We start from the raw sequence: 16,202 nt of genomic DNA, 5'->3' as shown, positions 1-16,202 counted from the left end.
AAACCAAATCAATATTTGGGAAGGTATTACCATGGGTGTCATCTTACAAATTAACAAGCGTTCGAGTTCTTTCTATATCATGTTTGCTATTTGTCCGTGTTCTCAAACTCTTTATTTTTGTAGGGAATCGTTCCACTCTTTGTTTTTAGTTGTTCTTCTAATTAACCTGATGGCATGGGGTAGGCCTCTTAAAGAAACTACACCTTTGTGGTTGATCAATAACGCTATCAGGCCTCTTGTCCACTATCTTCACAATTATTTAACTGATGTGCCATTCTATCTTCAAAGTTCTACGCCCTCACCAATGGGTCAAAAACCTCTTCATCTTCTTGCCGGTTTTTTTCGGCAAACATCTGTTCGAGGTGGAGTATTGGCTGCCGAGTCTGTTCGCTTTTGTGAGTTTCAGCCTTGCTGCCAGCGGTGTTTACTGCTTTAACGACATCAATGATGTGGAGGCGGACAGGTTACATCCCGTCAAACGTCATCGCCCCATTGCCAGCGGAGCGTTGTCCATCGGATTGGGATATGCTCTGATGGTGATCTGCTTTATTTTGAGCATAGGACTGCTATGGGTAGGCGCTAATGCCATAGCCATGGATTTTGTGGGGGTATCTCTGGTAATCGTCGGTTACATCGGAATGAATATTTTATACAGCATCAAGCTCAAGCAGATAGCGATAGTAGATATTCTGATCATTTCTTTAGGATTTGTTTTACGACTTCTAATGGGTAGCTTAGCCACAGGGATTGTGCTATCGAAGTGGCTTGTGCTCATGACTATGCTTCTGGCTCTTTTCCTGGCTTTAGCCAAGCGATGGGATGATGTATGGATCTATGAGACAACCGGGATGAAAGCTCGAGGCAATATAGACAAGTACAATACCGCTTTCATGAACCAAGCATTGAGCATCGTAGCCGCAATAACAGTGGTGTGCTACATCATGTACACGATTTCTGACGAGGTAGTGGCACGTATCGGTAGCAGCCATTTATATCTTACCGCCATATTCGTTTTGGCGGGACTCCTTCGCCATTTACAACTGACATTAGTCGAAAACCGCAGTGGCAGTCCCACCAAAGTTTTGTTGCAGGATCGTTTTATGCAGATATGTGTGATCGGCTGGGCGATCACCTTTGGTATAATACTCTATTGCTGATGTTCGTCGAATCGATTTTTGCTACATTTGCAAGCCGGCAGAGGTTCCCCTCAGAAAGCGTTTATTATACAGAGACCTCGGCTGCTTGATAAAACTGTTTGATAAATAACGATAAAGACTCCAAACATGCATACTTCATTCTCATACATATCTTACTACAAGGGACTCTCTCCCTTATTCCTCATACCTGTCGGAGTTAAAAGAAATGATGTCCGTACTCATGGCAGATAAGGAGCAATAGTTCTCCCGATAATCCTCCACACACAACCAGTCACGCACCAAGTTCTATGTAGAACTTCGTGCGTGACTCTTTATATACAGGCTCTTGAAAAGGCCTTTTTCAGCATGCGATTTATATAGAAATGTCTTTCGATCTATATATAAATGGGAAACGATTTATATACAAATCGAAAACGATCTATATATTTATCATAAATGATTTGTATATAGATCGTTATACCCTCTTCCAAAAGTCATGTTTTGACCTAAAAAAGTCTACTTTATCTCCCTTTTGACTTCAAAATCCGTTTCCTTTCAGATGTTTATTTGGAATGATTCTAAACCCATCTTCGTTGTTGAAAACTTTTTTCGCGCCTGTTTTTGGGCTTATGAATCATCCTTTTGGGATGTATAAGGAGGAAAATAAGAATCAACAAAACGCAAGCATTAAATCGCGATAGAAGAGGGATAGAGCAAGAGGCTTTTTCTTCCATTTCTTTCGGTTGCGTACTTGTTTTATTAAGTTTGCTCCTATGAAGCAGATAGAAGATATATCCGAGTTTCGCTCTTCGCCTGAGCTTGTGGACAAACTGTATAAGCATGGCATCCTCAAGGTCTACAAGGCCGGCAGCGTTATCCTCAATGAGAATGCACATGTTCGCTCCATCCCTATCGTTATCAAAGGGGTCATGAGGGTGATCCGTACCGAAGAGGATGGCAGAGAAATTCTGCTCTACTATATCAAGGCGGGCGAAAGCTGTATCATGTCTTTTCTTGGGGGGCTTCACAATGAGACGAGCAAGGTAAAGGTGGAGATCGAAGACGATGCCGAGATTCTTTTCTTGCCCGTCGATAAGGTTTCCCTCTTTATGAAAGAGCATCCCGAATGGCTCAACTACATCTTCCGCTCCTACCACAAGCGATTCGAGGAGCTATTAGATACGGTGAATGCCATTGCTTTCAAGAAAATGGACGAACGTCTATTGGCCCTCATTCAAAAGAAGGCCGAACTCGTGAAGGGCAATACGATACAGATCACGCACGAACAACTGGCCAATGAATTGGGAACAGCCAGAGCCGTGGTATCAAGGCTGCTCAAACAACTGGAAGAATCCGGCATCGTTCGCTTAGGGCGTAACAAAATCACCCTTATGTGACCAAAGTAGCTGTACACCGCTCCGGATATGATGACCTTTGCCTCATCATAAAACCGGAGACAGTATGCTTATAGCAGGTTACTTGGCATCTATTTTAATCGGCCTGTCACTCGGCCTTATCGGTGGTGGAGGGAGTATCCTCACCGTTCCCGTGCTCGTATATCTCATGGGTATAGACCCTGTCTTGGGTACAGCCTATTCGCTTTTTATCGTGGGAGCTACCAGTGTAGTCGGTAGCATCTCATACTTCCGCCGTTCGCTGGTGGACGTTCGCACTGCAGTGCTTTTCGGTCTGCCATCGATCCTCGCCGTATTCCTGACGAGAGCTTATCTGGTACCGGCGATTCCGGAGCATGTATTGAGTCTTGGCCGTTTTTTGATTGACCGGAACATGCTCCTGATGCTCTTGTTTGCCGTACTGATGCTTACGGCATCCGTCAGCATGATCAGACCGGCTAAAATGCAGGAGAAAACATCACAGAGATCCCCCAAGCCGAAACGACCCCGTTATGCCCTGATCCTCCTTGAGGGAATTGTGGTCGGTACGCTCACAGGGCTTGTCGGTGCCGGAGGTGGCTTCTTGATCATCCCTGCCTTAGTCATCCTCGGAGGCCTACCAATGAAACGAGCTATCGGCACCTCACTTGTAATCATATCAGCCAAATCGCTCTTGGGATTTCTGGGAGAGAATAATCCGGCCGGTCTCGACTGGGGGCTTCTCCTCTCGGTAACGGCTTTTGCCATCATCGGGATATTCATCGGCATGAAACTCTCCCAATATATTGACGGAGACAAACTCAAACCGGCATTCGGCTGGTTCGTCTTCGTCATGGGGCTATACATCATTCTCAAAGAGACCGTACTCGTATAGTTCGCGCCATTGTGTGACTAAAGTAGCTGTACGAGCCGGAAAGATGGTTGATCTTTGCAACGTCAGACAAGCATTAATAACACTCGACAAATATGAAAGTAGAACAGATTTACACGGGCTGCTTAGCCCAGGGCGCATACTACATCACTTCGATGGGAGAGGCTGCCATCATCGACCCACTGCGTGAGATCACGCCCTACCTCGAACGTCTCAAGCGCGACGGGGTAAAGCTCAAATACATATTGGAGACGCATTTCCATGCCGACTTTGTGAGCGGACACCTCGATCTGAGCCGTGCCACAGGTGCCCCCATTGTTTATGGGCCTACGGCTAAGCCCGGATTCGATGCGATAGTGGCTGAGGATAATCAGATCTTCGAGTTGGGCAATGTAAGGATCCGAGTGCTTCATACACCCGGACATACGATGGAAAGCTCTTGCTTCCTGCTTATCGACGAAAACGGACGCGAGACAGCTCTCTTCAGTGGCGACACGCTCTTCCTCGGAGATGTCGGCCGTCCTGACCTGGCGCAGAAAGCTGCGAACTTGACACAGGAAGAGCTGGCCGGCCTGCTCTATGATAGTCTCTACACTAAGATCCTCCCTTTGTCGGACGACATCATCGTATATCCGGCTCACGGTGCAGGATCGGCCTGCGGCAAGAATATGATGCAGGAGACAGTGGACAGCCTTGGCAACCAAAAGCGAGTCAATTATGCTCTTAATCAGCCGAGCAGAGAGGCATTTATAGCATCTGTGATAGAGGGCTTGTTGCCACCGCCGGCTTATTTCGGTGGCAATGTGGCTATGAACAAGATGGGATATGACAGCATCGACAACGTGATGGAGCGCGGACTCTCAGCCCTCTCAGCCGCAGACTTCGAAGCGATAGCCGAAACGTCCGATGCTCTGGTACTGGATACGAGAGCTCCCGGCGTGTTCGCCCAAGGCTTCATTCCTCGTTCGATCAACATCGGTCTGGATGGGGACTTTGCCCCTTGGGTCGGTACGACGATCGTAGACGTGAAGCAACCTCTGTTGCTCGTGGCAGATCCCGGACGTGAGCAGGAAGTGATCACAAGACTCAGCCGTGTGGGATTCGATCAGGTATTGGGCTATTTGGATGGCGGATTCGACACATGGAAAACCTCGGGCAAAGAGATCGACCATGTAGAACGCATCACGGCCGACGAATTTTCCGAACGATTCCGCTCCGAAGAGAGCCTCGTATTCGATGTACGCAAGGAGAGCGAATATGCAGCAGAGCACGTGGAAGGAGCTTATAGCCGTCCGCTCGCCTATATCAATGACTGGATACAGGATATTCCCCGAGACCGACATTTCTATCTGCACTGTATAGGCGGATACCGCAGTATGATCGCTTCCAGCATCCTACTCTCGCGAGGTTATCGTAATTTCACGGACATCGAAGGCGGATTCGCAAGCATTGCGCAGACCGGTGTTCCCAAAACAGACTATGTATGTCAAAGCAAAATATCAAAAAAGTAATATCGTCTTCCTTAACCATCATTATTGCAATTGTCATGTTAGGATTACTGAAAAATCTATTCTCGCAGCCTGACGATAAGGCTCTGACCGAGGCTATTCGCAACGGTGCCTTTCTGGTCGATGTACGTACGCCGGGTGAATTTGCTTCGGGCAGTGTATCCGGAGCCGTGAATATTCCGCTGGACCGGATAGCATCTCGCCTGGATGAACTCAAGAATAAGAAGACCATCATCGTCTTCTGTCGCAGCGGCAACAGAAGCAGCCAGGCCAAGAGCATCCTTGAACGCAATGGCTTCACCAATGTACTCAACGGAGGCACCTGGGGGCATGTAGCCTCCCTGAAAGGCGATCAGCGATAACGAAGTCTGAGAAAGACTTCGACCGTTACAACTCTTTACTCTATTAAGAAGGATTGGTTTTTGAATTTTTGTCTTTCCGAAGACAAGAATATCATCACAAAACCAATCCTTCTTTTTCACATCATATAAATGTATCCTATTCTCTCTTTTGCTCTACTGTTTATAGGACGCAAAAGGTCTCAAAATCCGATATTACCGCTTTCTATACCCTATAAATCACATCCAAAGCAGGGCAATCGCAGTACAATCCTTCAAATGCGATAGCCCTCTGTCGAAGAGGCCGGTCTCTTCGGGGAATTTTCTGTAGTCTGTGTTGCTCTCTTACTATTGGAAATTACAATCACGGGTTTCTTTCTATTATAAGAAATGAGTCCTGATCTTCCCAAATAAGGGGGAAAATGAATTTTGAAGACGCAAAACAGGAAAAACTTCTAAGATTATTTTCATTTCACCTTAATTGGCCATAATATACTGGTAATTAGCATGTTGTAATGAGCACCGTAGGCCTACGCTGGTCTCCTGCATCGTGCAGGAAGGCATCGTACGCCTACGATCGTAAGTGTTTCGTACCGGCTTTTCAACTCTTCTTCGTATTCCTCGGCATAATCTTCAATCTCGTACCAAGAGGTATCACCTGAGAGCGTAGAGAGGAAAACGATCAGGAGTAAAAAGTCGAGAGGATAAACTTCTTTGCTCTCTATCCTCCGTGGGTTCGAGACCATAAAGAGGCCTTCCAAATAGAGACTGAATACATGACTGACGGCTCATTCAACGACTATAAAATTTATAGAACGCTGTTTTGAATGCCTCTGCCCTGACATAAAAAGTGATGTCCTTTTCGAGATCAGCCTTTTCCTAATATCTTTTCGATTTTTTTCTCCGGGATGCAAAAGACATGGATTGCACAATGGGCACGAACATGTCGATGAGATCGAATAGGTTCGATTATCTCGTTTTTCCGATATGTATTTGAATTTGCTTTGCTATTAGACAGTCTGAGATTCTTTTTTAGGCTTTTTCAGCGAAAAAACTACCGAGATAAATGCTACTTTTGTGGCATTATACAAATGAAAAATTACCCAATAATGGATACAACCAACAGACGTGTACGCGTACGTTTCGCTCCGAGTCCTACCGGGCCGTTGCATATAGGAGGGGTACGTACGGCCCTATACAACTATCTCTTCGCTCGCCAGCATGGAGGTGATATGATCCTGCGCATCGAGGATACGGACAGCAATAGATTCGTGCCCGGTGCCGAGGCATATATAATAGAGGCATTGGAATGGCTCGGCATCAAATTCGACGAAGGCGTGGGCTATGGAGGCCAATATGGCCCATACAGGCAGAGCGAAAGGCGCGATATTTATCGTGTATATGTTCGCCAACTATTGGATTCGGGACGGGCATATATCGCCTTCGATACGCCGGAGGAGCTGGAAGCTCGGCGAGCCGAGATACCCAACTTCCAATACGATGCCGCTACTCGTGGACAGATGCGCAACTCTCTGACACTGCCTGCCGAAGAAGTGGAGCGTCTCGTATCGGAGGGGACGCAGTACGTGGTTCGTTTCCTCGTGGAGCCGAATGTGGACGTAGAAGTGAACGACCTGATTCGCGGACGAGTGGTGATCAACTCTTCCATCCTCGACGACAAGGTGCTGTATAAAAGTGCCGACGACCTGCCCACCTACCATCTGGCCAATATCGTGGACGACCATCTGATGGAAATGAGTCATGTGATACGCGGTGAGGAGTGGTTGCCCAGTGCACCGCTTCATGTCCTGCTCTATCGTGCTTTCGGTTGGGAAGACACGATGCCGAGATTTGCCCATTTGGCACTGCTGCTGAAGCCCGAAGGAAACGGTAAGCTGAGCAAACGCGATGGCGATCGCTTGGGATTTCCCGTATTTCCGTTGGAATGGAAAGATCCCCAAACGGGAGATATATCCAAAGGCTATCGTGAAAGCGGCTACCTGCCTGAAGCGGTGGTAAACTTCCTCGCGCTTCTGGGTTGGAATCCGGGCAATGATCAGGATGTCATGAGTATGGACGAATTGATCCGATTGTTCGACATCGAAAAGTGCAGCAAAGCCGGGGCCAAGTTCGACTACGAGAAAGGGCGTTGGTTCAATCACCAATATATCCAGCGAAAGGACGATACGGACTTGGCCGAACTCTTCCGCCCCATCCTTCGCGAACATGGAGTAGAGGCTACCGATGAGAAAACGGCTCATGTAATCTCCCTCGTCAAGGAGCGTATAAACTTCATCGGAGAGCTGTGGGAGCAAGCCGGATTCTTCTTTATCGCACCGCTATCCTATGATGAAAAAACAGTGAAGAAACGCTGGAAAGAAGATACGGCCAAGCAGTTGGGCGAACTTGCCGAATTGCTGGACTCTCACCCATCGTTTGAAGCCGAAGCAACCGAACCGACTGTAAAGAACTGGATCGAGACCAATGGCTATCACCTCGGCAATATCATGAACGCCACTCGGTTGGCACTCGTGGGCGAGAGCAAGGGCCCTCATATCTTCGACATTATGGAAGTGCTCGGGCGTGAAGAGACCGTTGGACGCATACGCCGTGCCATTGAAGTCTTAGGCTGAGAGCAATAATTCTTTTTTCGAGATATATGCGATTCCTTTTCAGCCTGATCGGATTGGTCTATTCCTCGCTGATCAAACTTGCCGTTCCGTTCAATCCCAAAGCTCGTATGATGGTTCGTGGGCGGTGGAAGGTGTGGCGTCGGCTACGTGAGGGCATAGTGCCGGGCGGACGTTATATATGGTTCCATGCTGCTTCTTTGGGGGAGTTCGAGCAGGGGAGACCGATGATAGAACGCATCCGAAGCGAATATCCGGACTATAGGATCGTGCTTACCTTCTTCAGCCCTTCGGGATACGAGGTGCGTAAGAATTACGAAGGTGCCGATGTGATCGTGTATCTGCCGGCGGATCGTTTGGCTCGCGTGCGTAAGTTTCTGGATTTGGTCAAGCCTGAGATGGCTATTTTCATCAAATACGACTTCTGGCCCTGCTTCCTGACAGAATTGGAGCGCAGGCAGATACCTACTTATCTGGTTTCATCCATCTTCCGACCGTCACAGCTGTTTTTCCGCTGGTATGGAGGAGCATACAAGCGTTTGTTACACTGCTTTACGCACATTTTTGTTCAGGACGAGGCTTCGCGCCTGCTACTTGAAAAGCATGGGATAGACCATGTATCCGTAGCGGGAGATACGCGCTTCGACAGGGTGATCTCCGTATATGAAGCTCGCAAATCGCTTCCGCTGATAGAGCGTTTTGCTGCTTCCGTACCGGAAGACGGTTTGGTCATTGTGGGCGGTAGCAGTTGGCCTCCCGACGAAGAGATACTCGTACGCTACTTCAATCGCAATCCCAAGATCAAGCTCATACTGGCACCGCACGAAATCGACAAGGAACATTTGCTACAGATCATATCGCACATACGGCGGCCTTTCATACGACTTTCGGAAGCTACGGAAAGCGATATTGCCCGGCAGGATTGTCTGATCGTAGACAGCTTCGGTCTCCTATCCTCCATTTATCGCTACGGTCAGGTAGCTTTTATCGGAGGAGGATTCGGCAAGGGCATTCACAATACACCCGAGGCCGCAGTCTATGGCATACCGGTTATTTTCGGGCCACGATATGAGAAGTTCAAGGAAGCCCGTGAATTGATAGATGTCGGCGGAGGGTTCTCGGTATCATCGGCAGAGGAGTTTGGCTCCCTGATCGAGCGACTACAAACGGACAAGATCTATAGGGATGCCGCATCCCACGCAGCAGTAGACTATATCAGATCTAATGCGGGTGCAACGGAATACATTATCCGCCAAATCATGAAATAGGCTCAAACGGGGGATATGTGACCGAAATCATTCGTTACCCTCGCCCCCTGCCTCCATCCGAATAGAACACACAGAAAGAGATATGAATATTTTCAAGCGGACAATACAGACAAACAGCTGGTGGGCTTTTGCCTATCGTATGGCATTGGCTTATTTCTTTTTTGGTATTGCCCGTGGATTGTTCTACCTCTTCAACTACCGCTTTTTTGCCGACATGACTGCCGAGCAGGTATGGCGTGCATGGATGGGGGGGCTTAGGTTCGACACGGCTTCCGTTTTGTATTTGAATGCTCTTTTCATCCTGTTGAGCTTTCTGCCGTTCAGATTTCGCACCAAGCGATCTTATCGAATCCTCACTGACTGGACTTTTTTCGTTCCGAACGCTTTAGGGCTGGCGACAGGTCTGGCCGACTGTATTTACTATCCATATACCTTAAAGCGAACCTCTTCGACAGTTTTCTCGGAATTCAGCCATGAAGGTGGAGGGCTGATCTGGCACCTTCTCCTGAATTATTGGTATATGAGCCTGCTGGCTATAATCCTCGTTGCAGTTATGGTATGGCTGTATCATCGGGTTAAGCCGGTACGCACCTATGCCGAAGAGAAAGGCGGCCAGCAGTATTATACGATTCATGCCGTAGCTCTTGTTGCTGCTATCGCATTTATCGTATGGGGCATACGTGGAGGCAGCTTTGCCAAGTCGTGGCGTCCTATGACAATGAGCTATGCCAATCTGTCGGTGGACAAGGTGGAACACAGGGCTTTGGTACTGAATACGCCCTACAGCATCATTCGTACCATTGGCAAACAGGGTCTGGAGGAAAAGCGTTTTTATACCTCCGAAAAGGAATTGGAGCAAGTATTCAACCCCATTCATCATTTGGCGATGGATACGACAGCTCGTTTCGGTCAGTTGCGTGGACGCAACGTGATGGTAATAATCATCGAAAGCTTTGCCCGCCAATACGTGGGACGGCTGAATCAAGACATTCCCGATTACAAAGGATATACACCCTGCTTCGACTCGATTTCACAAGAGGGATACCTGTTCGAACAAGCTTTTGCCAACGGGCGTAAGAGTATCGATGCCATGCCATCCATATTGAGTTCGTTGCCTTCTCTTCGCTCACACTTCATTACGTCTCACTATTCGGGCAATGAGATTGAAGGATTGGGGACGGCTCTCGGGCAGATCGGTTATCAATCCATTTTCTTGCATGGTGCACCAAACGGATCAATGGGCTTCGATGCTTTTGTCAAACAAGCCGGCTACAAACGTTATTTCGGCAAGACAGAGTATGCTCGCGATGAAGATTTCGATGGTGTATGGGGTATCTGGGACGAGCCGTTCTTACTGCATGCCGTGGACGAGCTCAGCCGTATGAAACAGCCTTTTGTAGGTACGCTGTTCACGCTTTCCAGCCATGAGCCTTTCCGTATTCCAAGTCATTACAAAGGTCGCTTCCCCAACGAGGGCGAACCGCTGGTGCAGTGCATCGGATATACAGATCATGCCTTGGGAGAATTTTTCCGTAAAGCAAGCCTACAGCCTTGGTTTGAAAATACGCTCTTCGTTATCACAGCCGACCATGCTTCCGGAGATCTCCGTCCTGAGTACAGAAGTGCTGTCGGACGTTATGCCGTACCCATCTTATTCTATGCTCCGGGATCTGATTTGATAGGATTTGACAGGACTACTACCGTACAGCAAGCCGATATTCTTCCGACAGTGCTAAGCCTTTTGGGTTATTCTGCTCCTGTTCTGGCTTTCGGGAATAACATGTTTAGCCGGCAAGCTCCGCATTTTGCCGTCACCGATTACGACGGCACTCTTCAACTATTAGGGGATGGCTTCGTCCTTCAGCACGATGGCAATCGTCCTCTTGCCTTGTACGACTATCTTAATGATAAAGAACTTCACACAAATCTGATCAAAACGCAAACTGCACGGGCTGACAGTATGACACGCCGAATAGAAGCAGTGATCCAGTCTTTCAATCATCGAATGAATACAAACAGGCTCATTGCCGATAAATAACGAATAAAATTCATAGAGTAAGAAGAGAGCGATGTAAATAGATCAGGCTATTGCTGCAATCCTATTTGCCATTTGATCGTAATAAAGTTATTTTTGTCCCGCAAATCGATTTGCTATGAAAGGAATAATCCTTGCCGGAGGATCCGGCACTCGTCTATATCCGATAACTCGGGGTGTAAGCAAACAGCTTCTGCCCGTTTATGACAAGCCGATGATTTACTACCCGCTTTCTACGCTTATGCTTGCGGGTATTCGGGATGTCCTGATCATTTCCACACCACAGGACCTGCCCATGTTCCAACGGCTTTTGGGTGATGGCAGTGATCTCGGTGTTCGCTTGGAGTATGCAGTGCAACCCTCCCCCGATGGATTGGCACAGGCTTTCATCATCGGACGCAAGTTTGTAGGAGACGATTGTGCCTGTCTCGTCTTAGGAGATAATATCTTCTACGGGCATGGCTTCAGCCAGATGCTTCGGTCGGCAGTTGCCGATGCAGAAAAGGGCATGGCCACCATTTTCGGCTATTATGTGAATGATCCTGAGCGATATGGTGTAGCAGAAGTGGACGCTACCGGCAAGGTCATCAGTCTGGAGGAAAAACCGAAAAAGCCGAAAAGCAACTACGCAGTGGTGGGACTTTACTTCTATCCCAATGATGTACTGGATGTAGCAGCAGATGTCAAACCATCGGCACGGGGCGAACTGGAAATAACCTCAGTCAATCAGGAGTTCATGCTTCGCAATCAGCTCCGCCTCCAACAGCTGGGGCGTGGTTTTGCCTGGCTGGATACAGGCACGCACGAATCACTGACAGATGCTTCCGCATTTGTCTCTGTCATAGAGAAACGCCAAGGCTTGAAGATCGCCTGTTTGGAGGAGATTGCTTACAATAATGGCTGGCTCACCAAAGAAGATCTGGCTCGTGTGGCTGAACCGATGAAACAGAATCAATACGGAAAGTATCTGCTTGGACTGATCAAATAGAGAGCTCCCCATCCATGAACTTCACCCCCACCGAAATACCCGAAGTTGTTATCCTTGAGCCCCGATTGTTCCGTGACGATCGAGGCTATTTCTTCGAATCATTCAGTCGGCAAGAGATAGAAACGGGTATTCGTCCCATTAATTTTGTACAAGACAACGAATCGGCATCCCGCTATGGAGTACTGAGAGGGCTTCACTTCCAGAAACCTCCTCATGCTCAGAGCAAGCTGGTGCGAGTAGTACGTGGGTGTGTGGTTGACTATGCCGTGGATATTCGCTTCGGATCGCCTACTTTCGGCAAATATGTAGCCGTGGAGCTTTCCGATACGAACTTCAGGCAGCTCTTTATCCCACGCGGATTTGCTCACGGCTTTGTCGTGCTAAGCGACGAGGTCGTATTCCAGTACAAATGCGACAACTACTATGCTCCGCAAAGCGAAGGAGCCATTGCCTGGAACGATCCGAACTTAGGCATTGACTGGAGAATCCCTGCTGAGGACATTATCCTCTCAGCTAAAGATCAGACCAATCCGTCATGGACGGAATTAATATCAAGCGAGGATTTCCGGAATCTCTTCCCCTACAATCAAGACTTATACGAATGAACCGAATACTGGTAACCGGAGCCGATGGTCAGTTGGGTAGTGAACTTCGGTTGTTGGCTTCGGCTGACAGCCGTTTTGTTTTCACCGACCTGGCGGAGCTGGATATTAGAGATAGAGATACCGTCCTGAGCTTTGTAGAGGAATATAGCATCGGGATCATTATCAACTGTGCCGCATATACAGCTGTGGACAAAGCCGAAGACAATGAAGTCTCTGCCGAGAAAGTCAATCACCAAGCCGTGGCTCATCTGGCAGCAGCTGCTGCGAAGTATGATGCCCTGCTGATACATATTTCTACGGATTATGTATTTGATGGTATGGCGAATATCCCCTATAGGGAAGACATTCCGACGGCTCCTCTCGGTGCATACGGCCGTACCAAGCTAAAAGGAGAACAGGCTGTGTTGGCAGCCGACTGCCGATACATGATACTGCGCACATCGTGGCTGTACTCATCGTACGGCAATAATTTCGTGAAAACGATGCTTCGGCTGACAGCAGAACGCGATACATTAAATGTAGTCTTCGATCAGGTTGGTACTCCTACCTATGCTGCGGACTTGGCTGCTTTCATACACCGTCTGGCTATAGGACAACTGCCCGTTAAGACGGGGTTATATCACTTTAGCAACGAAGGCGTATGTTCGTGGTTCGACCTTGCAGTGGCCATCGCCCGAATGAGTGGTCATACAGCATGCCGGATCAGCCCCTGCCATAGCGATGAATATCCGACGAGAGTAAGAAGGCCGCATTATTCCGTCTTGGATAAGACACTTATTAAAAACACTTTCGACATCAGCATTCCTCACTGGCAGGATTCTTTGGCTGCGTGTCTGAATCTGCTAAAACATTGAAGAACGATGAACTTCCGACGTCATATTCTCATCACCGGCGGTGCCGGTTTTATCGGATCGCATGTGGTACGACTCATGGTCAATGCTTATCCTGATTATGAGATCATCAATCTCGATACGCTGACATATGCCGGCAATCTGGCCAATCTCAAGGATGTAGAGTCCGAGCCGAACTATCGCTTCGTCAAAGCGGATGTTTGTGATGCCAATACGCTGAAGAAAATCTTTGCTTATTATGCCATTGACGGAGTCATTCATCTGGCGGCCGAAAGTCATGTGGATCGGTCTATAAAGGATCCTTTAGCTTTTGCCCGTACCAACGTAATGGGGACACTGACGCTCCTGCAAGCAGCTAAAGAGGCTTGGCATGGGGAATACGAAAGCAAGCGTTTCTATCACATATCGACCGATGAGGTATACGGGGCATTGGCTTTCGACGGTACGCTATTTACGGAAGAAACCAAATACGACCCACATTCTCCCTATTCTGCCAGCAAGGCTTCCGGCGACCATTTTGTCCGGGCTTATCACGACACTTTCGGTCTGCCGATAGTGATCTCCAACTGCTCGAACAACTATGGGCCCTATCAATTTCCGGAGAAACTCATTCCCCTCTTCATCAATAATATCCGGCACAACAAGCCTCTACCCGTCTATGGCAAAGGGGAGAACGTCCGCGACTGGCTCTATGTCGAAGACCATGCTCGTGCCATCGATCTGATATTCCATCGGGGCAAGAATGGCGACACCTACAATATCGGTGGCTTCAACGAATGGAAGAACATCGATCTTATCAAGGTCATGATCCGCGTGGTGGATCGTCTTTTGGGCAGAGAGGAAGGCTCTTCGGAGAAGCTGATCACCTACGTAACGGACAGGGCCGGACACGATCTGCGCTATGCCATCGACTCGACTAAGCTGAAAAACGAACTGGGCTGGGAACCCTCTCTCCAATTCGAAGAAGGCATCGAGAAAACCGTCCGCTGGTATCTTCACAATCAAGACTGGCTGGATCGGGTTACCAGTGGCGACTACCTCCGATACTACGACGAGATGTACTCCGAACGATAGTGCTTTTTGGCTAAATTTGTCATCGTTTCCGAACCAATCAACTAAACAAATCACAATAAACAAGGAATCAAAAAATGAAGACAACTCCCTTTACCGATGTGCACATTGCGTTAGGAGCAAAGATGCACGAGTTTGCGGGCTACAATATGCCTATCGAATACAGCGGCATCATAGATGAACACATGAATGTGGTCAATAATGTAGGTGTATTCGACGTATCGCACATGGGCGAATTTTGGGTGAAAGGCCCGAATGCCCTCCGCTTCTTACAGAAAGTATCCAGCAACGATGCTTCCAAACTGGCCATCGGCCAAGTACAGTATTGCTGCTTCCCCAATAACGATGGTGGTATAGTGGACGACTTCCTGCTCTATCGCTACGAAGAGGAAAAGTATATGATGGTACCCAACGCTGCCAACATTGCCAAGGACTGGGCTTGGTGCCAGCAGCAGAATACGATGGGAGCCATACTGGAAAATGCATCGGACAACATCGCCCAGCTTGCCGTACAAGGCCCGAAAGCAACAGAAGTGATGCAACGCCTCACGGACATCGACCTGAACGAGATCACCTACTATACGTTCAAGGTAGGTACTTTCGCTGGATGTCCCGACGTAATTATTTCGGCTACGGGTTATACCGGAGCAGGCGGCTTCGAACTCTATTTCTATCCCCAATATGCACAGAAGATATGGGATGCCCTCTTCGAAGCCGGCAAGCCCGAAGGTATCAAACCGGCCGGACTCGGTGCTCGCGACACGCTTCGTCTGGAGATGGGTTTCTGTCTCTACGGCAATGATATATGCGACACCACCTCTCCCATAGAGGCCGGGCTGGGCTGGATTACCAAGTTCACCGACGACAAAATGGATATGCCGAGCCGTAAGATCATGGAAGAGCAGAAAGCCGGAGGACTCAAGCGCAAGCTCGTTGCCTTCGAGCTGAAAGACAAGGGTATTCCTCGCCAGCACTATGAAATTGCCAATGCCGAAGGGCAAATCATCGGAGAGGTTACTTCCGGAACCATGTCTCCTTACCTCAAGAAAGGTATCGGCATGGGCTATGTGGCTACGGAGTTCAGCAAAGTCGGCACAGAGCTTGGCATTGTAGTACGTGGTCGTCAGCTCAAGGCCGAGATCGTGAAACCCCCGTTCCGCAAATAATCGGGGCATTGTCACGTCCTGTAAAAGCATTACAGGTTCTCTTAGGGCAACAATAGTTTTTTTCTAATCCATCAGCAAGGTCGGCTTTGCTGATGGATTTGTTTTTATAAGACCTTTGAAAAATAATGAGATGGATGAAAGAGGTATTCTTCGCATAAAAGGAGGGAAGAATTTGGATGGAAGCAGGAGTAAAAGGGCTTGTAAATCACCCTTGTGGAGCTACATGCATGAGCTCCGGAAGGGTAATTAGTCATCCCTTAAAAAGCATTTGCAAGTGAGAAGTCATTCATCGATGGTCTCTCGCTTAGCTTTTCGCTTATTATTTTGAGCAGGTGCAAAAG

The 16,202-nt window shown here is 48.2% G+C and carries 13 protein-coding genes and 1 pseudogene; 13 read left to right on the top strand and 1 reads right to left on the bottom strand.

Features of this window, described 5'->3' with window-relative positions:
* Positions 1-266: 266 nt before the first annotated feature.
* The 5 genes from HQ49_RS09685 to HQ49_RS09665 all read left to right on the top strand — a co-directional run bounded on the left by HQ49_RS09685 (position 267) and on the right by HQ49_RS09665 (position 5,271).
* Entirely contained in the window at positions 267-1,157 is an 891-nt protein-coding gene (locus HQ49_RS09685; RefSeq protein WP_039419701.1) for a decaprenyl-phosphate phosphoribosyltransferase, read from the top strand.
* Positions 1,158-1,909: 752 nt separating this feature from the next.
* Positions 1,910-2,533 carry a Crp/Fnr family transcriptional regulator gene (locus tag HQ49_RS09680; RefSeq protein ID WP_018965320.1) on the top strand — a complete coding sequence of 208 codons (624 nt, stop codon included), beginning with the start codon at positions 1,910-1,912 and terminating at the stop codon, positions 2,531-2,533.
* A gap of 64 nt (positions 2,534-2,597) precedes the next feature.
* Positions 2,598-3,404, top strand: a complete 807-nt coding sequence (locus HQ49_RS09675) for a sulfite exporter TauE/SafE family protein (RefSeq protein WP_039419700.1) — start codon at positions 2,598-2,600, stop codon at positions 3,402-3,404.
* 92 nt (positions 3,405-3,496) lie between these two features.
* Complete coding sequence (locus HQ49_RS09670) at positions 3,497-4,912, top strand: MBL fold metallo-hydrolase (RefSeq protein ID WP_039419699.1); 1,416 nt, start codon at positions 3,497-3,499, stop codon at positions 4,910-4,912.
* Entirely contained in the window at positions 4,885-5,271 is a 387-nt protein-coding gene (locus HQ49_RS09665) for a rhodanese-like domain-containing protein (RefSeq protein WP_039419698.1), read from the top strand. Before HQ49_RS09670 ends, HQ49_RS09665 begins: the two co-directional genes overlap by 28 nt.
* A 554-nt stretch (positions 5,272-5,825) precedes the next feature.
* Here HQ49_RS09665 and HQ49_RS09660 read toward each other — a convergent pair.
* Positions 5,826-5,993, bottom strand: a pseudogene (locus tag HQ49_RS09660) (transposase family protein); the annotation flags it as partial.
* A 363-nt stretch (positions 5,994-6,356) separates the two neighbouring features.
* Between HQ49_RS09660 and gltX the strand changes: the two are divergent.
* From gltX to gcvT, 8 genes are all read left to right on the top strand, one after another.
* Positions 6,357-7,880, top strand: coding sequence for a glutamate--tRNA ligase (gltX, locus tag HQ49_RS09655; RefSeq protein WP_039419696.1), 1,524 nt, complete (start codon positions 6,357-6,359; stop codon positions 7,878-7,880).
* A gap of 26 nt (positions 7,881-7,906) precedes the next feature.
* Positions 7,907-9,145, top strand: a complete 1,239-nt coding sequence (locus tag HQ49_RS09650) for a 3-deoxy-D-manno-octulosonic acid transferase (protein ID WP_039419695.1) — start codon at positions 7,907-7,909, stop codon at positions 9,143-9,145.
* 82 nt (positions 9,146-9,227) lie between these two features.
* Positions 9,228-11,183 carry an LTA synthase family protein gene (locus tag HQ49_RS09645; protein ID WP_039419694.1) on the top strand — a complete coding sequence of 652 codons (1,956 nt, stop codon included), beginning with the start codon at positions 9,228-9,230 and terminating at the stop codon, positions 11,181-11,183.
* A gap of 115 nt (positions 11,184-11,298) precedes the next feature.
* Positions 11,299-12,168, top strand: coding sequence for a glucose-1-phosphate thymidylyltransferase RfbA (rfbA, locus tag HQ49_RS09640; RefSeq protein ID WP_018965311.1), 870 nt, complete (start codon positions 11,299-11,301; stop codon positions 12,166-12,168).
* Positions 12,169-12,182: 14 nt separating this feature from the next.
* Complete coding sequence (rfbC, locus tag HQ49_RS09635) at positions 12,183-12,773, top strand: dTDP-4-dehydrorhamnose 3,5-epimerase (RefSeq protein ID WP_039419693.1); 591 nt, start codon at positions 12,183-12,185, stop codon at positions 12,771-12,773.
* On the top strand, positions 12,770-13,627 hold the full coding sequence (gene rfbD, locus HQ49_RS09630) for a dTDP-4-dehydrorhamnose reductase (protein WP_039419692.1): 858 nt from the start codon (positions 12,770-12,772) through the stop codon (positions 13,625-13,627). The genes rfbC and rfbD overlap by 4 nt, the downstream gene beginning before the upstream one ends.
* Positions 13,628-13,633: 6 nt before the next feature.
* Positions 13,634-14,698: a dTDP-glucose 4,6-dehydratase gene (gene rfbB, locus HQ49_RS09625; RefSeq protein WP_039419691.1), complete on the top strand. Its 1,065-nt coding sequence runs from the start codon at positions 13,634-13,636 to the stop codon at positions 14,696-14,698.
* Between the two features lie 74 nt (positions 14,699-14,772).
* A complete protein-coding gene (gcvT, locus tag HQ49_RS09620) occupies positions 14,773-15,861 on the top strand; it encodes a glycine cleavage system aminomethyltransferase GcvT (protein ID WP_039419690.1) in 1,089 nt (362 codons plus the stop codon).
* Positions 15,862-16,202 lie beyond the last annotated feature (341 nt).

The sequence above is a fragment of the Porphyromonas gulae genome, from assembly GCF_000765945.1.
Lineage (GTDB): Bacteria > Bacteroidota > Bacteroidia > Bacteroidales > Porphyromonadaceae > Porphyromonas > Porphyromonas gulae.
Note: the sequence above shows the minus strand (reverse complement) of the source record. Positions and strands in the feature narration are given on the sequence as shown.

Excerpts from the sequence above, each read along its gene's own strand:
- HQ49_RS09685 (WP_039419701.1), top strand. The coding sequence starts at position 267 with ATGTGCCATTCTATCTTCAAAGTTCTACGCCCTCACCAATGGGTCAAA.
- HQ49_RS09680 (WP_018965320.1), top strand. The coding sequence starts at position 1,910 with ATGAAGCAGATAGAAGATATATCCGAGTTTCGCTCTTCGCCTGAGCTT.
- rfbC (WP_039419693.1), top strand. The coding sequence starts at position 12,183 with ATGAACTTCACCCCCACCGAAATACCCGAAGTTGTTATCCTTGAGCCC.
- HQ49_RS09675 (WP_039419700.1), top strand. The coding sequence starts at position 2,598 with ATGCTTATAGCAGGTTACTTGGCATCTATTTTAATCGGCCTGTCACTC.
- rfbB (WP_039419691.1), top strand. The coding sequence starts at position 13,634 with ATGAACTTCCGACGTCATATTCTCATCACCGGCGGTGCCGGTTTTATC.
- rfbD (WP_039419692.1), top strand. The coding sequence starts at position 12,770 with ATGAACCGAATACTGGTAACCGGAGCCGATGGTCAGTTGGGTAGTGAA.
- HQ49_RS09670 (WP_039419699.1), top strand. The coding sequence starts at position 3,497 with ATGAAAGTAGAACAGATTTACACGGGCTGCTTAGCCCAGGGCGCATAC.
- HQ49_RS09645 (WP_039419694.1), top strand. The coding sequence starts at position 9,228 with ATGAATATTTTCAAGCGGACAATACAGACAAACAGCTGGTGGGCTTTT.
- rfbA (WP_018965311.1), top strand. The coding sequence starts at position 11,299 with ATGAAAGGAATAATCCTTGCCGGAGGATCCGGCACTCGTCTATATCCG.
- HQ49_RS09650 (WP_039419695.1), top strand. The coding sequence starts at position 7,907 with ATGCGATTCCTTTTCAGCCTGATCGGATTGGTCTATTCCTCGCTGATC.
- gltX (WP_039419696.1), top strand. The coding sequence starts at position 6,357 with ATGGATACAACCAACAGACGTGTACGCGTACGTTTCGCTCCGAGTCCT.
- gcvT (WP_039419690.1), top strand. The coding sequence starts at position 14,773 with ATGAAGACAACTCCCTTTACCGATGTGCACATTGCGTTAGGAGCAAAG.
- HQ49_RS09665 (WP_039419698.1), top strand. The coding sequence starts at position 4,885 with ATGTCAAAGCAAAATATCAAAAAAGTAATATCGTCTTCCTTAACCATC.